The organism is Plantibacter sp. MMLR14_011 (assembly GCF_001865025.1).
Classification (GTDB): Bacteria; Actinomycetota; Actinomycetes; order Actinomycetales; family Microbacteriaceae; genus Plantibacter; species Plantibacter flavus_A.
On sequence record NZ_MJGW01000001.1, the window covers coordinates 203067 to 218572 of the forward strand.

The following is a 15506-nucleotide window of genomic DNA, read 5'->3' on the forward strand; positions in this document are numbered from 1 at the left end:
CGGGGTGCGTCGCCCTTCGACAGGCTCAGGGACCGGTGTTGGGGCTGAGGGAGCGGGGTCGGGGCCCAGGTACCGCTGCCCGGTCTCCGGGACCGGGCCTTCAAGCGCAGGGACCGGGTACGGAACGACAAAGGCCCGCCCGGCTGACACCGGACGGGCCTTCACTGAGATGCTGGAGGGCTACTGACCCTGCTCCTGGTACTTCGCTTCGGTGGCTGCCTTCTGCGGCTTCCACCACGACTCGTTGTCGCGGTACCAGGCGATCGTGTCGGCAAGGCCGGCCTCGAAGTCACTGAACGCCGGGGTCCAGCCGAGCTCCGTGCGCAGCTTCGACGAGTCGATCGCGTAACGGAGGTCGTGGCCGGGACGGTCGTTCACGTGGTCGTAGGCGTCCGCCGGCTGACCGAGCTGGGTGAGGATGAGCTCGACGACGTCCTTGTTGTTCTTCTCACCGTCGGCACCGATGAGGTACGTCTCGCCGATGACCCCCTTGTCGAGGATCGTGAGGACGGCGGACGAGTGGTCGTTCGCGTGAATCCAGTCGCGGACGTTCTCGCCCGTGCCGTACAGCTTCGGGCGCTCACCGCCGAGCACGTTCGTGATCTGGCGCGGGATGAACTTCTCCACGTGCTGGTACGGACCGTAGTTGTTGGAGCAGTTCGAGATGGTCGCCTTGACGCCGAAGGAACGCACCCACGCGCGGACGAGGAGGTCGCTGCCGGCCTTCGTCGAGGAGTACGGGCTCGACGGGTTGTACGGCGTCTGCTCGGTGAAGCGCTCCGGGTCGTCGAGTTCGAGGTCGCCGTAGACCTCGTCGGTCGAGATGTGGTGGAACCGCGTGCCGTGCTTGCGAGCCGCCTCGAGCAGCGTGTACGTGCCGATGATGTTCGTGTCGAGGAACGGGCGCGGGTCGTGCAGGGAGTTGTCGTTGTGCGACTCCGCCGCGTAGTGCACGACGGCGTCGTGACGGGCGAAGAGCTCGTCGACGAGCGTCGCGTCCTGGATGTCGCCCACGACCAGCTCGAAACGATCGGCCGGGAGGCCGTCGAGTGAGGCGCGGTTGCCCGCATAGGTCATCTTGTCGAGGACGGTCACCGAGTGATCGGTGTTGTTCAGGACGTAGTGGACGAAGTTCGAGCCGATGAATCCGGCGCCGCCGGTAACGAGAAGTCTGGACACGGTAGACGAGTCTACCCGGCGGTCTCCGGATACCGCGGGGGAATCCGGCTGTCGTTCAGTGACCGGGCAGGATGCGGCGCAGCAGGTTCGTGTTCGCGAGGTCGAGCAGTTCGTCGCCCCTGCCCGACATGACCGTCCGGAGCGCGTACAGGGTGAACCCCTTCATCTGCTCGGCGGTGATCGTCGGCGGGATCGACAGCTCCTGCCTGGCGGTCACGACGTCGACGAGCGCCGGACCGTCGTGGTCGAAGGCCCGACGGATGGCACCCTCCAGCTCGCTCGCCCGCTCGACGCGTTCGCCGTGGATACCCATGCCCTCGGCCACGCGGGCGAAGTCGGGGTTCTCGAGGTCGGTGCCGTAGTTGACGAACCCGGCCGCCTTCATCTCCAGCTCGACGAAGTTGAGCGAGGAGTTGTTGATCACGATGATCTTCACGGGCAGCTTGTTCTGGGTGAGTGAGATGAGCTCGCCGAGCAGCATGGTGAGTCCACCGTCGCCCGCGAGTGCGACGACCTGACGACCCGGGTGGGACGCTTGCGCCCCGAGCCCGTGCGAAACGGCGTTCGCCATGCTGCCGTGGCTGAACGATCCGATGAGTCGACGCCGCCCGTTCATGGTGAGGTAGCGCGAGGCCCAGACGACGGGGGAGCCGACGTCGGGGATGAACACGGCGTCGTCCGTCGCCAGCTCGTCGACGACCTTCGCGAGGTACTGCGGGTGGATCGCCTGACCGTCGTGGTCGGCCGTCGCCAGATCGTCGAGCCCCTTCCGCGAACTGCGGTAGTGCTTGAGCGACTCCTCGAGGTGCTTGCGATGGGTCTTGCGCTCGAGCTTCGGCAGCAGCGCGTCGAGGGTGTCGCGGACAGTGCCGACGAGTGGGAGGTCCACCGGGTGCCGCCGGCCGATCTGTTCACCCCGGATGTCGACCTGGATGACGGTCGCGTCCTCGGGGAAGAACTGCGGGTAGGGGAAGTCGGTGCCGAGCATGAGGAGGACGTCGCACGACAGCATCGCGTGGTAGCCGCTCGCGAATCCGAGGAGGCCGGTCATGCCGACGTCGAAGGGGTTGTCGTATTCGACGTGCTCCTTGCCGCGGAGGGCGTGCACGATCGGCGCGGCGAGGGCGTCGGCCGTGTCGATGAGCTGAGCGTGAGCCCCCGCGACACCCGCACCGGCGAGGATCGTGACGCGCTTGCCGGCGTTGAGGAGGCGTGCGGCCTCGTCGAGCTCGTGCTCCGACGGCAGGATCCGAGGCTGCGTGGCAAGGATGGCGGAGACGTGCTCGCTCACGGCCCGTTGGAGCATGACATCGCCCGGCACGACCACGACGGCCACGCCGCGGCGCTCCACGGCGGTGCGCATCGCGATCTCGAGCACCCGCGGCAGCTGCTCCGGGACGGACACGAGCTCGACGTAGACGCTGCACTCGCGGAACAGTTCCTGGGGGTGGGTCTCCTGGAAGTAGGTGCTGCCGATCTCCGAGCTCGGGATGTGCGCGGCGATCGCGAGCACCGGCACCCGTGAGCGGTTCGCGTCGAAGAGGCCGTTGATGAGGTGGAGGTTCCCGGGGCCGCAGCTCGCCGCGACGACCGCCAGCTCGCCGGTCAGCTCCGCCTCCGCAGCTGCGGCGAAGGCGGCGGCCTCCTCGTGGCGCACGTGCACCCAGTCGATGCCGCCCGAGGAGCGGAGGGCGTCGGTGAAGCCGTTCAGGGAGTCGCCCGGGAGGCCGTAGACGCGTTGCACACCGCTGGCCTGGAGGGTTGCGACGACGGTTTCAGCGACAGTGGACATGGGTGCTCCTCGCAGCAGACGACTCGGCCCGGGTTCCCCGGCCCCTTCCATGGTCCTCGTCGCGGTTCGGGGCCCGCAAGGGAGCATCGTGGTCTTGCAGACGCCTACCAGGTGCGCTAGCCGTTCTCAACACTCCGACACGAATCCGGCTGAACGACGAACGCCTTGTAACGTGGTCGCTGGAACAGCCTGCCGAGAACGCGGTGGCGCGGCCAACATCGACTGCACCGTGAAGGGGGCGGCCGTGAGCGACTCCCTGCACCGACCCCCGGCACACGCCGGGTCGATCACCGATCCATCGGTGATGTTCACCGAGCACACCGAGACGGTCGTCACCGGTGTCAGCCTGTCGAACGGGCGGTACAGCATCGGCGAGCAGCTCGGCTCCGGCGGGTCCGCCAACGTCTACCGGGCACGCGACGAACTGCTCTCCCGTCCCGTCGCCGTCAAACTCTTCCGCGACGAGGCCGCGACTGCGAACGACCGGCTGCGCCAGGAGCGGGAGATCCGCCTCCTCGGCGAACTCCGTCACCCGGGCCTCGTCGAGCTCTACGACTCCGGCTCCGTCGTCCACCGCGGGGTCGAGCACCGGTTCCTCGTCATGGAGTACATCCCGGGTGCCACGCTCACGGACAAGCTGCAGGCCGGCCCGATGCTCCCTCGTGACGTCGCCGCGCTCGGCGCGCAGGTCGCCGACGCGCTGTCCTTCATCCACAACCGGTCGATCGTGCACCGCGACATCAAGCCCGACAACATGCTCTTCAGTGACATCGCCGCCTTCGGGCACGCGAACCTCGTCAAGCTCTCCGACTTCGGCATCGCCCACTTCGTCGGCGGGTCCCGGCTGACGAACACCGAGGCCATCTCGGGTACCGCGTCCTACCTGTCGCCCGAGCAGGCGCTCGGCGAGACGGTCAGCACCGAGACGGACATCTACTCGCTCGGGCTGGTCCTGCTCGAAGCCATCACGGGGCGTCGGGAGTTCGACGGCGGGGTCGTCGAAGCCGCGGTGGCCCGACTGCACCGCGACCCGGTGATCCCGCCTGAGCTGCCCGCCGCCTGGCACCCGCTGCTCCGGTCGATGACCGCTCGCAAGCCGGAGGACCGCCCGGCCGCCCACGAGGTCGCATCCAGCCTGCGCGAGATCTGGTCGGAATCGCGCGTCCGCCGCGTCCGTCGGGTGCGTGCCCGGCTCGGACTCGTCGTCGACCAGGGCGTCGACCCGCGGATCGCCATGCTCCTCGCCGCCGCCACGGCCGCCGCGGGCCTCGCGATCGGCGTGGCCATCGGCATCTTCGCGTTCTGATCGGCCCATTACCACGTTTCGTCCGGATCCGGGGAAGTCACCCGGCCGGTGTACCGTCTCAACAACGATCGATCCCTTCGAGTGAAAGGGCGCCATGACGCTCTCGACCCCCTATCCGCTCGGCGTCACCCTTCGGGGCGATGGTGCGAACGTCGCCATCTACTCGGAGACCGCCGACGCCGTCACCGTGTGCATCTTCCCCGAGGGCGGGGAGGAGCAGCAGACGCGCCTCGAACAGCGAACCGGCCACGTGTTCCACGGACTGGTCGATGGTCTCGTCCCCGGGACCCGGTACGGCATCCGTGTCGACGGCCCATGGGACCCGGCGAACGGGCTCCGCCACAACCCGGCCAAGGTGCTCCTCGATCCGCACGCGACGGCGATCACCGGGCGCTACGACCTCGGCCAGGCACAGTTCAGCCACCGGCTCGACGCGCCGGAGTCGATGGACGACAGCGACTCCGCCGGCCATGTCGCGCTCGGCGTCGTCACCGACCCGTCCTCGTTCGACTGGGACGCCGACGGCCAGGACGTCGCTCCGCGCATCCCGCTCGCCGAGACGATCGTGTACGAGGTCCATGTGAAGGGCTTCACCAAGCAGCTCGCCGAGGTGCCCGAGGAGATCCGCGGCACCTACGCCGGCCTCGCCCACCCGGCGGCCATCCGCCACCTCACCGACCTCGGTGTGACGGCGGTCGAACTCCTCCCCGTGCACCAGTTCGTGCAGGACAGCCACCTCGAGGAGAAGGGCCTCCGCAACTACTGGGGCTACAACTCCATCGGCTTCTTCGCCCCGCACGGCGAGTACGCGGCCGCGGGAGACGCCGGTGGGCAGGTCGACGAGTTCAAGGCCATGGTCAAGGCGATGCACGCGGCCGGCCTCGAGGTCATCCTCGACGTCGTCTACAACCACACGGCCGAGGGCAACCACATGGGCCCGACCCTGTCGTTCAAGGGCATCGACAACGCGGCCTACTACCGCCTCGTCGACGAGGACCGCGAGCACTACTTCGACACCACGGGCACCGGCAACAGCGTCAACGTCGGCCACCCCGCGGCGCTCGGGCTCATCATGGACTCCCTGCGCTACTGGGTGACCGAGATGCACGTCGACGGCTTCCGCTTCGACCTCGCGACGACGCTCACCCGCCAGGACGGCTCCGCCGAGATCCACAGCGCGTTCCTCTCGCTCATCGAGCAGGACCCGGTGCTCGCACCCATCAAGATGATCGCGGAGCCGTGGGACACCGCCGGCTACCAGGTCGGTGGCTTCCCCGCGAGCTGGTCGGAGTGGAACGGGAAGTTCCGCGACGACGTCCGCGACTTCTGGAACGGCGCCGACAGCGTGCTCGGCACCATGTCGCAGCGCGTCCTCGGCAGCCCAGACGTCTACGAGGCGTCCCGCCGCTCGCCGCTGTCCAGCGTCAACTTCGTCACCGCGCACGACGGCTTCACCCTGGCCGACCTCACGGCGTACTCGAGGAAGCACAACGCGGCGAACGGCGAGGACAACAACGACGGCGAGAGCGACAACCGCTCCAGCAACAACGGCGCGGAGGGCCCGACGGACGACCCCGCCGTGAACGCGCGCCGCGACCGCCAGCGGCGCAACTTCCTCGCGACGGTCCTGCTGTCGGCCGGTGTCCCGATGATCCTCGGCGGCGACGAGATCGCCCGTACCCAGGGCGGCAACAACAACGCGTACTGCCAGGACAACGAGGTGTCGTGGTTCGACTGGGAGCACGCCGACCACGACCTCCTGGGGTTCACGAAGCGCCTGATCGCCCTGCGCCTCGCCGAGCCGGCCCTGCGACCCGACTGGTTCCGCCAGGGGCCGGGCTCCAAGTCCGACGACCGGGTCTTCATCACCCGGTCCGACGACGAGCCCTTCGCCGACGAGGACTGGGACAACCCCGACGCCCGCTCGATCACCTTCGTGTTCCGTCACGCCGGATCGGCCTCGTTCGCTCTCCTGCTCAACGCGGCCGAGAACGGCGTGGAGTTCAACCTGCCGAAGGCTCCCGGCCTGCCGTGGACGCTCGTCGAGTCGAGTGACCCGGAGCAGATGCTCGCCGAGGGGTCGACGACGGTGATCGTGCAGGGGACCTCCTTCACCCTCCTGCGATCGGGGGTCGCATCATGACCGACGTGTCCGGCGACGGGCCACAGCGTTCCGCCGTGCCCGTCTCGACCTACCGCCTCCAGCTGACCGCCGACTTCCGGCTGCAGGACGCCGCGGCGCTCGTCGACTACCTCCAGGCCCTCGGCGCCGACTGGGTCTACCTGTCGCCGATCCTCCGCGCGGAACCCGGATCCACCCACGGCTACGACGTCGTCGACCACACCGAGGTCGACCCGGAACGCGGGGGTGCCGACGGGCTCAAGGCACTCGCCGAAGCGGCCCATGCTGCGGGCCTCGGCGTCCTCATCGACACCGTCCCCAACCACATGGGCGTCGCGACGCCGGTGGAGAACGCCTGGTGGTGGGACCTGCTCCAGCATGGTCGGGAGGCAGAGCACGCGGCCGCGTTCGACGTCGACTGGGAGGCCGGCGACGGTCGCATCCGGGTGCCGATCCTCGGCGACGACGAGGACGGCCGCAGTGCGCTCGACGACCTCCGCCTCGAGGGGGGTGAGCTGCGCTACTTCGACCACCGACTGCCCATCGCCCCCGGGACGGCCGACGACGACGCGAGCCCGCGCGAGGTGCACGACCGGCAGCACTACGAACTGGTGAACTGGCGTCGCGCCGACAGCGAGCTGAACTACCGACGGTTCTTCGCCGTCAACACGCTCGCCGCCATCCGGGTCGAGGACCCGGCGGTCTTCGACGGCTCGCACGTCGAGATCGGCCGCTGGTTCGACGACGGCCTCGCCGACGGGATCCGCGTGGACCACCCGGACGGGCTCCTCGACCCCGGTGCCTACCTCGAGCGACTGTCCGAGCGCATCGGCGGCGCACCCGTCTGGGTGGAGAAGATCCTCGAGGGCGAAGAGGACCTCCCGGCCGAGTGGGCCACGCTCGGCACCACCGGCTACGACGCCCTGGGCGACGTCGATCGGGTGCTCGTCGACCCGACCGGTCTGCCGACGCTCGGTCAGCTCGCGGGGGTCGAGCTGACGCGCGACGCCTGGGACGACCTCTTGCACACCACCAAGCGGGGCATCGCCGACGGGATCCTCGGGTCCGAGGTCCGCCGCCTCGCGAGGCTCGTCCCCGAGGTACCGGACGCCGTCGACGCGCTCGCCGAGATCCTGACCGCGTTCCCCGTCTACCGTTCCTACCTGCCGCTCGGTGACGAGTACCTTGACGCCGCCCTCGACGAGGCGGAGACCCGCCGCCCGGAGCTCGCCGACGCCTTCGCTGCGCTGGCGCCCCGCCTCCGCAGCGCGACCGATCCGCTCGCCGCGCGGTTCCAGCAGACCTCGGGCATGGTGATGGCGAAGGGCGTCGAGGACACCGCGTTCTACCGCTACACGGCGCTCACCTCGCTGACCGAGGTCGGCGGAGACCCCGCCGAGACCGACATCAGCGTCGCCGAGTTCCACCACCGACAGGCGCGGCGGCAGGCGGAGTGGCCGTCCTCGATGACGACACTCAGCACGCACGACACGAAGCGCAGCGAGGACGTCCGTGCCCGCATCGACGCGCTGAGTGAGGTCGCGGACCGGTGGGCGGAGCACGCCGTCGCCCTCCACACCTCGAACGGCTTCCCTGACCGGCAGCTCGAGCAGCTGGTCTGGCAGGCGGCCGTCGGTGCGTGGCCGATCGAGCGCGAGCGACTGCACGCCTACGTCGAGAAGGCCGCCCGTGAGGCCGGCGACTCGACCACCTGGACCGCACCGGACGAGACGTTCGAGGCCGCCCTGCATGCGGCGGTCGACGGACTGTACGACAGCCGTCGTCCGAACGCCGCGCTGCTCGACGCCGTCGCGGACGTCGAGGCGGCCGGATGGTCGAACAGTCTGGTCGCCAAGGCGATCCAGCTGACGATGCCGGGCGTGCCGGACGTGTACCAGGGCAGCGAGCTCTGGGACCGATCGCTCGTGGACCCCGACAACCGTCGACCGGTCGACTACGCCGAGCGTCGCGCGGTGCTCGCCCGTCTCGACGAGGGTTGGTTGCCGCCGGTCGACGCGGACGGAGCGGCGAAGCTCCTCGTGACCAGCCGGCTCCTCCGCCTACGACGGGAACACCCGTCCCGGTTCACCGAGTACACCCCCATCGGGGCGGACGGACCGGCCGCCGACCACGTCGTCGCGTTCTCTCGTGGTGGCGTGACCACGGTGGCGACCCGGCTCTCGCTCCGGCTCGCTGAGCGCGGTGGCTGGACGTCGACCACGGTCACGCTGCCGGAAGGCCGGCTCGTCGACGTCCTCACCGGCCGTGAGTTGCAGGGCGGCGAAATCCGTCTCGCAGCACTGCTGGAGCAGTATCCCGTCGCCGTCCTCACGCGGCCCGACGATGCGGCCGAGGCCGCGAGCGAGGAATGAGCACGATGACGACCAGCACCACGAGTCCGGCTGACGGGTTCCGCGTCTGGGCACCCGAGGCCCAGCGCGTCGACCTCGTCCTGGACGGCGAGCAGCACCCGATGGACCGCGACGTCTCCGACGGGTGGTGGATCGCGCTCGACGGTGCCGAGCCACGTGCGGCGGTCGTCGACAGTGACTACCGTTACCTCGTCGACGGCGAGGGCCCGTTCGCGGATCCCCGCTCGCGTCGGCAGCCGGAGGGCGTCCACGGGCCGTCACGCGTCGTCGCGTCCGACCCCGTGCCGTGCGACGGGACCGGCTGGCGGGGTCGCTCGCTCATCGGTGCCGTGCTCTACGAGCTCCACATCGGCACCTTCACCGAGGCGGCCACCTTCGACGGGGCGATCGAACGCCTCGACGACCTGGTTGAGCTGGGCGTCGACGCCGTCGAGGTCCTGCCGGTCAACGCGTTCAACGGCGTCTGGAACTGGGGCTACGACGGCGTCTTCTGGTCGGCGGTCCACGAGGCCTACGGCGGACCGGACGGCTACCGTCGCTTCGTCGCCGCGTGTCACGAGCGCGGGCTCGCCGTCATCCAGGACGTCGTGTACAACCACCTCGGTCCCTCCGGGAACGTTCTGCCGCGCTTCGGCCCCTACCTCGCGGACGGCGCCGGGAACACCTGGGGCGACGGCCTCAACCTCGACGGGCCGGACTCGGACGAGGTGCGTCGGTACATCATCGACAGCGCGCTGCTGTGGTTCGAGGAGTACGGCGTCGACGGCCTGCGCCTCGACGCCGTGCACGCCCTGCACGACACCCGGGCCATCCATCTCCTCGAGGAACTCGACGCCGCGGTGGATGCGCTCAGCGCCGACCTCGACCGGCCGTTCACGCTGATCGCCGAGTCGGATCTGAACGACCCGAAGCTCATCACGCCCCGGGGCCCCGGCGGTGCCGGCGGGTACGGTCTCGACGCTCAGTGGAGCGACGACTTCCACCACGCGCTCCATGTCGCGCTCACCGGCGAGGTGACCGGCTACTACGCCGACTTCGCGCCGCTCGGTGCACTCGGGAAGGTCATGGAGGAGGGGTTCTTCCACAACGGCACCTGGTCGAGCTTCCGCAAGCGCCACCACGGCCGCCGCATCGACCTCGAACGGACGCCGAGCTGGCGGCTCGTCGTCTCCGACCAGAACCACGACCAGATCGGGAACCGGGCGACCGGCGACCGGCTGGCCGCCACCCTCGACGACGGCCAGCTCGCCATCGCCGCCGCCGTCACGCTGCTCGGACCGTTCACCCCGATGCTGTTCATGGGGGAGGAGTGGGCTGCCTCGACGCCCTGGCAGTTCTTCACCTCGCACCCGGAACCCGAGCTCGGTGAGGCGACCGCGAAGGGCCGGATCGCCGAATTCGCCCGGATGGGGTGGAACGAGGCCGACGTGCCGGATCCGCAGGATCCCGAGACCTACCGTCGATCGGTGCTCGACTGGTCGGAGCGCTCCGGTGGACGGCACGCGACGCTGCTGACCTGGTACCGACGGGTGATCGAGCTGCGACGGACGGTCCCGGCGTTCACCGATCCGGCGTTCGCCGACACGACGGCGAACGCCGACGAGGCGACCGGCTCGTTCGTGCTGCGTCGTGGCTCGGCGACCCTGGCGGTCAACTTCGGGACGGAGCCGGTCGAGCTCGCACTGCGGGTCGGCGAACTCCTCGACAGCTTCGGTGAGGTCGTCACGACGGACGGATCACTCCGGCTCGGTCCCCACGCGGTCGCGATCCTCCACCTCTGACCTGCTGCCCTGCCCTTGGGCCAGCGCGGTGCGCTGACGCGAGCGCGGGTCTACGGCGTGAGCGCGCCCCTCCGGAGGGGCGCGCTCACGCGCACGCCCCGCGGCGGGGCCGATTCCGGCGCGCTCACGTCAGCGCACCGCGCCGACGCCGAAACGCCCGCGGTCACGTCGGCGCACCGCGCTGACATCTTGGCCGACAGAGGGTCTCAGGCGACCGGCAGGGTCGAGGGCGTCGTGAACCAGACCGTGGTGTCGCCGTGGATGGTCCTGCCGTCGAAAGGCCCGCTCGCGACGAGCACGGCCGAGTCCGCGAGCGACGAGGGGACGGCGATGTCGTCGGCGCCCGTGTTGGCGACGACCGTCACCGCGCCGTTGGTCAGCGCGAGGATGGTGTCGGGTGCCCCTTCGATCCAGGCGATCGAGCCGAGTCCCAGCGTGTGCTCCCGGCGCAGGCGGAGCAGCGTACGGTACAGCTCCAGTGTCGAACCGGGGATGCCGGCCTGTGCGTCGCGCGAGTAGTCGTTCCAGTCGTCGGGCTGCGGCAGCCAGGACGCTCCGGTGGTGTTGAAGCCGTATGCGGGGTGCCCGGCCTCCCACGGGATCGGCACGCGGCAACCGTCGCGACCGTACCGCTCGTGGTTCGTGCGGAACCACGTCGGGTCTTGTCGGGCGTCATCCGGCAGGTCGATGACCTCGGGGAGCCCGAGCTCCTCGCCCTGGTAGAGGTACGCTCCGCCGGGCAGGCTCAGCATGAGGGCGGTCGCCGCCCTGGCCCGCTGCAGCCCGAGTGCCCGATCCGGCTGGCCGGGGGTGTTCGGACCGACGCCGTAGCCCTGGGGGTTCTCCTCCGTGAGCGCGAGACGTGACGCGTGCCGGACGACGTCGTGGTTGGACAGCACCCACGTGCTCGGAGCGCCGACCTGCGCGAACGCCCGCAGCGACTCACCGATGACCGCCTTGAGGTCCGCGGCGTTCCACGGGGTCTCGAGGTACGGGAAGTTGAACGCCTGTTGCATCTCGTCGGGGCGCACCCAGAGGGCCATCTTGTCGAGCGGGTCGACCCAGGCCTCGGCGCAGAGCACACGGTCGCCGTCGTACGTCGCGAGGAGCTCGTGCCAGTCGCGGTAGATCTCGTGCACGCCGTCCTGGCCCCAGTACGGCGCGGTCTCCGGCCACGAGGCGGGCCCCGTGCTGATGCCGGGTTCGAGTGCGACGCCCGCCGAGGCGCCACCCATGCTGCCGCCCTCAGCGGGCGGGGTGTAGTCGGGCAGGCCGTCGGCCTTGATCATGCCGTGCGCCACGTCGACGCGGAACCCGTCGACGCCGCGGTCGAGCCAGAACCGGAGGATGTCGCGGAACTGCTCGCGGACCCACGGGTTCGTCCAGTCGAAGTCAGGCTGCGAGGAGTCGAAGATGTGGAGGTACCACTGGCCAGGCGTGCCGTCGGCCTCGGTGACGCGCGTCCAGGCCGGGCCGCCGAAGACGGACTCCCAGTTGTTGGGGGCGATCTCGCCGTGCTCGCCCTTGCCGTCGCGGAACATGTACCGGGCGCGCTCCGCCGAGCCGGGTCCGGCCGCGAGGGCCTCCTGGAACCAGCGGTGGGCGCTCGAGGAGTGGTTGGGGACGAGGTCGACGATGACGCGGATGCCGGCGGCGTGCGCAGCGGCGGTCATCGCGTCGAAGTCGGCGAGCGTCCCGAAGATGGGGTCGACGTCGCAGTAGTCGGCGACGTCGTAGCCGGCGTCCTTCTGCGGGCTCGTCATGAAGGGGGACAGCCAGATGGCGTCGACGCCGAGCTCCTGCAGCGCGCCGAGGCGGGAGGTGATCCCGGGCAGGTCGCCGAGGCCGTCGCCGTTCGCGTCCGCGAAGGATCGCGGGTAGATCTGGTAGATGACGGCGGAGCGCCACCACTCCGAACCGGGGGTGGAGCCTCCTGCGGGGGAGGCATGCTGAGCTGCGGTCGCCGACGTGGTCGGGAGGGCGGAGTCCATGTCGCTACCCTAGGCCATTTGCGGAGCCTGTCGCCGCTCGTGGACTGGCCGGCGCGGTGTCGCCACGGCGGGTGTGCGACGGTCGATTCGGACCGGATTCCCGGCCATCGACCCGCCCGCCCTGCTTAGAGTGGGGACATGACGACGGAATCGGACGGCTCGGCCCGCAGCACGGCGAAGCGCGTCGCCGCGCAGGCGGGAGGCATCGCCGGATCAGCGGCCCGGACGACGCGTGGCATCATCCGTCGGAATCCGACCGCGAACCGGGTGTACCGGGCGGGTGTCGGAGTCGTCGGTGGTGGCACCGTGGCGCTCGGCGTGGCCCTGATCCCGCTCCCCGGACCGGGTGCTCTCATCGCCGTCGGCGGGCTCGCCGTCCTCGCGTCGGAGTTCGAGGGAGCGAAGCAGGCCAGCACGAAGGCGAACGCCGCCGCCAAGAAGGGCGTCGCCGTCGCGAAGGACCTTCGGGCGAAGCGCCAGGCCAAGAAGGCTGCGAAGGCTGCCCGGGAGCACTGAACCTGCGGCGTGCCGCTGACCCGGCTCGCGTGGGCGAACCGCGCCGGGACCAGTGCCCGGCTACGGTGGACCGGTGGGAACATCGGCGAAGGGGAGTGGTGCCCGCCGGCCCGCACGACGGAAGACGGCCGTGCCAGGACGACGCACGGCCGGCGCAGCTCGCTCGACCCAAAAGCCGCGCCCCCGACCGGCCGGTGCACGCAGCGGCTCCCGGCGACCGACCGCAGCCGCACGCCGGAACCGTCGATCGGGCGTCCGCGTGGGATGGCTCGTCGCCGGCGGGGCGGGAGCGATCGTCGGCCTCGCCGTCGTGATCGCCGTCGTCGTCTGGGGGCCGGAACTCGTCAATCGAGCTGAAGCGCGGGACTCGATCCTCGGAACCGCGCCCCACGCGGCCGTCGAGGGCCCCGGCATCCCGGCAGCGGGCTCGGCCGGAACAGCGCCGACGGCCGTCACCGACCGGGTGGACCGTGCTTGGTCGGCGGCCACGGCGCTCCGCCTCGGCATCCCCGAGCGGGCGATGGTCGCCTACGCCGGTGCGGCGCTCGCCGTCGCGGAGACGCAGCCGGGCTGCGGGATCGCCTGGAACACGCTGGCCGCGCTCGGCAGTGTCGAGTCCGGCCACGGCATGATCTTCGGCGGTGCGCTCGACGACGCCGGTCGGGCAGTCCCGCCCATCGTCGGCCCGGCGCTCACCGGCACCGAGTTCGACGCCGTCACCGACACGGACCGCGGCGCCTTCGACGGTGACGTCAGATGGGACCGCGCGGTGGGCCCGATGCAGTTCATCCCGTCCACCTGGCAGCGGTGGGGAGCGGACGGGAATGGCGACGGTGTCGCGGACCCACAGCAGATCGACGACGCGGCGCTCGCCGCAGCGCACTACCTGTGTCACGGCGGCCGGGACCTCCGCATCGAGGCCGACTGGGTCGCGGCGATCGGCTCGTACAACGGGGCCGCGTCGTACCTGCAGAAGGTCGTCCACGCCGCGGACACCTTCGCCGCGAACTGATCCCGATCCGGTGTACGAAGCACCCCTCGCGGGATGCTAGTCTCTACTGGTGCCATTTCCGCGTGAGCGGTTTGGTTCGCGCTCCGATAGCTCAGTGGTAGAGCACTTCCTTGGTAAGGAAGAGGTCGCGGGTTCAAGTCCCGCTCGGGGCTCGTTCTCTCCGTCACTGCTCTCGCCGGCATACGGAGAGACGTGGCAGGGTAGCTCAGTTGGTGAGAGCGCACGACTCATAATCGTGAGGTCGAGAGTTCGAATCTCTCTCCTGCTACAGCAAGGCCCGGGAGACCGGGCCTGTTGCGTTTCCGGGCGATTGTGTTCCTTCGCACTGCCGGGCACAGCGCCTTCACCCGTGTCAGGCGCCCTTGGGCTCGGGCCCCCGGCCCGCACGGAGCAGGACGCCGACGAGCATCGCGGTGCCGATCAGGAGACTCGCGCCGGTCAGCACCACACCGACACCGACGACCGAGGTCCCCGGACCGTCGTAGCCCTCGAGCACCGCCGTGCCGGGGTCGTCCGCTCGATAGATCACCGTGACGACGTCGCCGACGGCGGGTTTGCCGTCGAGGGGCCAGTCCGCCCAGACTCGCTGTGGCGAACCGTCGGGTGCCAGATAGTCGATGCTGAACCGGTGGTCCGACGCCCTCCTTCCGTCGTCCACCTCGGTGACCGTCCCACTCGTCCGCTCCCCGTTCCGCACCAGGTCACTGTCGGCTGCCACCATGAAGGAACCGACGACCACGGTCGCCGGGCCAGCCAACAGCATCAGGACGATCGCCACCGTCTGGAACACGCGGCTGTGGAGGAAGCCTCGTGTGTCGCCCGTCGCGCGCTTGCCTGCCGTCATCAGCGCGCGACCGTGGGTGCCTCGTCGGTTCCGCTCACGGACTCAGTATGGCAACGCGGCGAGAGTACGCGATCATCGTCGTATGGGCAGTGCTCCCCATCGCTCTCCGATGCCGGTCAGGCGGCGTCCAGCTCGGCCGGGCGTGCCTCGCGCAGCGCGGGGCAGTGCTCCGGCGTCGGGTGGAGGGTGATGTCGATGACCGTTTCCAAGCGGGCGCGCGCTGCTTCGAGGTCGGCCATCTGCGCGGTGATGCGGTCGCGTTCGGTCTGGAGCAGCGCGAGCGACTCAGCCGTCGCGACGCCCGCATCGACGCAGGGGAGCAGCTGGACGATCGTGCGGCTCGGCAGCCCGGCGGCGAAGAGCTGCTGCACGAGCTCGACGCGTTCCACCGCCGCTTGTTCATAGGTCCGCTGGCCACTCGTCGTGCGGGTGGCGGTGAGCAGCCCCTGCTCCTCGTAGTAGCGGAGCGAGCGGACGCTCACCCCGATCCGAGCCGCGAGATCTCCGATGCGCATCGAGCTTCCGTTCCTGGCTTGCACCTGACATTGATGTGAGGTCTTAGCCTAACCAGGCTGCTGCGGGATCGCCCCG

Annotated in this window: 11 protein-coding genes and 2 tRNA genes; 8 read left to right on the forward strand and 5 right to left on the reverse strand. The window is 70.1% G+C overall.

Translation table 11 applies throughout. The annotated features are described in order from the left end of the window. Positions 1-180 precede the first annotated feature (180 nt). Together rfbB and poxB are read right to left on the reverse strand one after the other, a co-directional pair. Positions 181-1179 carry a dTDP-glucose 4,6-dehydratase gene (rfbB, locus tag BIU99_RS01020; RefSeq protein ID WP_071258697.1) on the reverse strand — a complete coding sequence of 333 codons (999 nt, stop codon included), beginning with the start codon at positions 1177-1179 and terminating at the stop codon, positions 181-183. A 55-nt stretch (positions 1180-1234) separates the two neighbouring features. Continuing rightward, positions 1235-2971 carry a ubiquinone-dependent pyruvate dehydrogenase gene (poxB, locus tag BIU99_RS01025; protein WP_064294579.1) on the reverse strand — a complete coding sequence of 579 codons (1737 nt, stop codon included), beginning with the start codon at positions 2969-2971 and terminating at the stop codon, positions 1235-1237. Between the two features lie 244 nt (positions 2972-3215). On the opposite strand from poxB, the gene BIU99_RS01030 reads away from it, so the two are divergent. From BIU99_RS01030 to treZ, 4 genes are all read left to right on the forward strand, one after another. Further along, positions 3216-4277 carry a serine/threonine-protein kinase gene (locus BIU99_RS01030; RefSeq protein WP_175484325.1) on the forward strand — a complete coding sequence of 354 codons (1062 nt, stop codon included), beginning with the start codon at positions 3216-3218 and terminating at the stop codon, positions 4275-4277. Positions 4278-4371: 94 nt separating this feature from the next. After that, a complete protein-coding gene (gene glgX / locus BIU99_RS01035; protein WP_071258702.1) occupies positions 4372-6420 on the forward strand; it encodes a glycogen debranching protein GlgX in 2049 nt (682 codons plus the stop codon). Further along, entirely contained in the window at positions 6417-8771 is a 2355-nt protein-coding gene (gene treY / locus BIU99_RS01040) for a malto-oligosyltrehalose synthase (RefSeq protein ID WP_071258705.1), read from the forward strand. Before glgX ends, treY begins: the two co-directional genes overlap by 4 nt. 5 nt (positions 8772-8776) lie before the next feature. After that, on the forward strand, positions 8777-10552 hold the full coding sequence (treZ, locus tag BIU99_RS01045; RefSeq protein WP_083397162.1) for a malto-oligosyltrehalose trehalohydrolase: 1776 nt from the start codon (positions 8777-8779) through the stop codon (positions 10550-10552). Between the two features lie 206 nt (positions 10553-10758). On the opposite strand, the gene BIU99_RS01050 is transcribed toward treZ, so the two are convergent. Continuing rightward, positions 10759-12543 (reverse strand): glycoside hydrolase family 13 protein, encoded by a 1785-nt coding sequence (locus BIU99_RS01050; RefSeq protein ID WP_071258710.1) that lies wholly within the window; start codon positions 12541-12543, stop codon positions 10759-10761. A 138-nt stretch (positions 12544-12681) separates the two neighbouring features. Between BIU99_RS01050 and BIU99_RS01055 the strand changes: the two genes are divergently transcribed. The 4 genes from BIU99_RS01055 to BIU99_RS01070 all read left to right on the forward strand — a co-directional run bounded on the left by BIU99_RS01055 (position 12682) and on the right by BIU99_RS01070 (position 14339). Then, a complete protein-coding gene (locus BIU99_RS01055; protein ID WP_079003267.1) occupies positions 12682-13059 on the forward strand; it encodes a PGPGW domain-containing protein in 378 nt (125 codons plus the stop codon). Between the two features lie 259 nt (positions 13060-13318). Next, positions 13319-14071: a lytic transglycosylase domain-containing protein gene (locus tag BIU99_RS01060; protein ID WP_071258712.1), complete on the forward strand. Its 753-nt coding sequence runs from the start codon at positions 13319-13321 to the stop codon at positions 14069-14071. An 80-nt stretch (positions 14072-14151) separates the two neighbouring features. Continuing rightward, positions 14152-14223, forward strand: a tRNA-Thr gene (locus BIU99_RS01065). Positions 14224-14265: 42 nt separating this feature from the next. Continuing rightward, positions 14266-14339 (forward strand) — tRNA-Met (locus tag BIU99_RS01070). A gap of 84 nt (positions 14340-14423) precedes the next feature. Here BIU99_RS01070 and BIU99_RS01075 read toward each other — a convergent pair. Then, positions 14424-14915 (reverse strand): DUF3592 domain-containing protein, encoded by a 492-nt coding sequence (locus BIU99_RS01075; protein WP_071258715.1) that lies wholly within the window; start codon positions 14913-14915, stop codon positions 14424-14426. Positions 14916-15031: 116 nt separating this feature from the next. Then, a complete protein-coding gene (locus tag BIU99_RS01080) occupies positions 15032-15430 on the reverse strand; it encodes a MerR family transcriptional regulator (RefSeq protein WP_071258716.1) in 399 nt (132 codons plus the stop codon). Positions 15431-15506 lie beyond the last annotated feature (76 nt).

Coding starts and splice junctions, on each gene's coding strand:
- BIU99_RS01055 (WP_079003267.1), top strand. CDS start 12,682: ATGACGACGGAATCGGACGGCTCGGCCCGCAGCACGGCGAAGCGCGTC.
- treY (WP_071258705.1), top strand. CDS start 6,417: ATGACCGACGTGTCCGGCGACGGGCCACAGCGTTCCGCCGTGCCCGTC.
- BIU99_RS01050 (WP_071258710.1), bottom strand. CDS start 12,543: ATGGACTCCGCCCTCCCGACCACGTCGGCGACCGCAGCTCAGCATGCC.
- BIU99_RS01080 (WP_071258716.1), bottom strand. CDS start 15,430: ATGCGCATCGGAGATCTCGCGGCTCGGATCGGGGTGAGCGTCCGCTCG.
- BIU99_RS01075 (WP_071258715.1), bottom strand. CDS start 14,915: ATGACGGCAGGCAAGCGCGCGACGGGCGACACACGAGGCTTCCTCCAC.
- glgX (WP_071258702.1), top strand. CDS start 4,372: ATGACGCTCTCGACCCCCTATCCGCTCGGCGTCACCCTTCGGGGCGAT.
- treZ (WP_083397162.1), top strand. CDS start 8,777: ATGACGACCAGCACCACGAGTCCGGCTGACGGGTTCCGCGTCTGGGCA.
- poxB (WP_064294579.1), bottom strand. CDS start 2,971: ATGTCCACTGTCGCTGAAACCGTCGTCGCAACCCTCCAGGCCAGCGGT.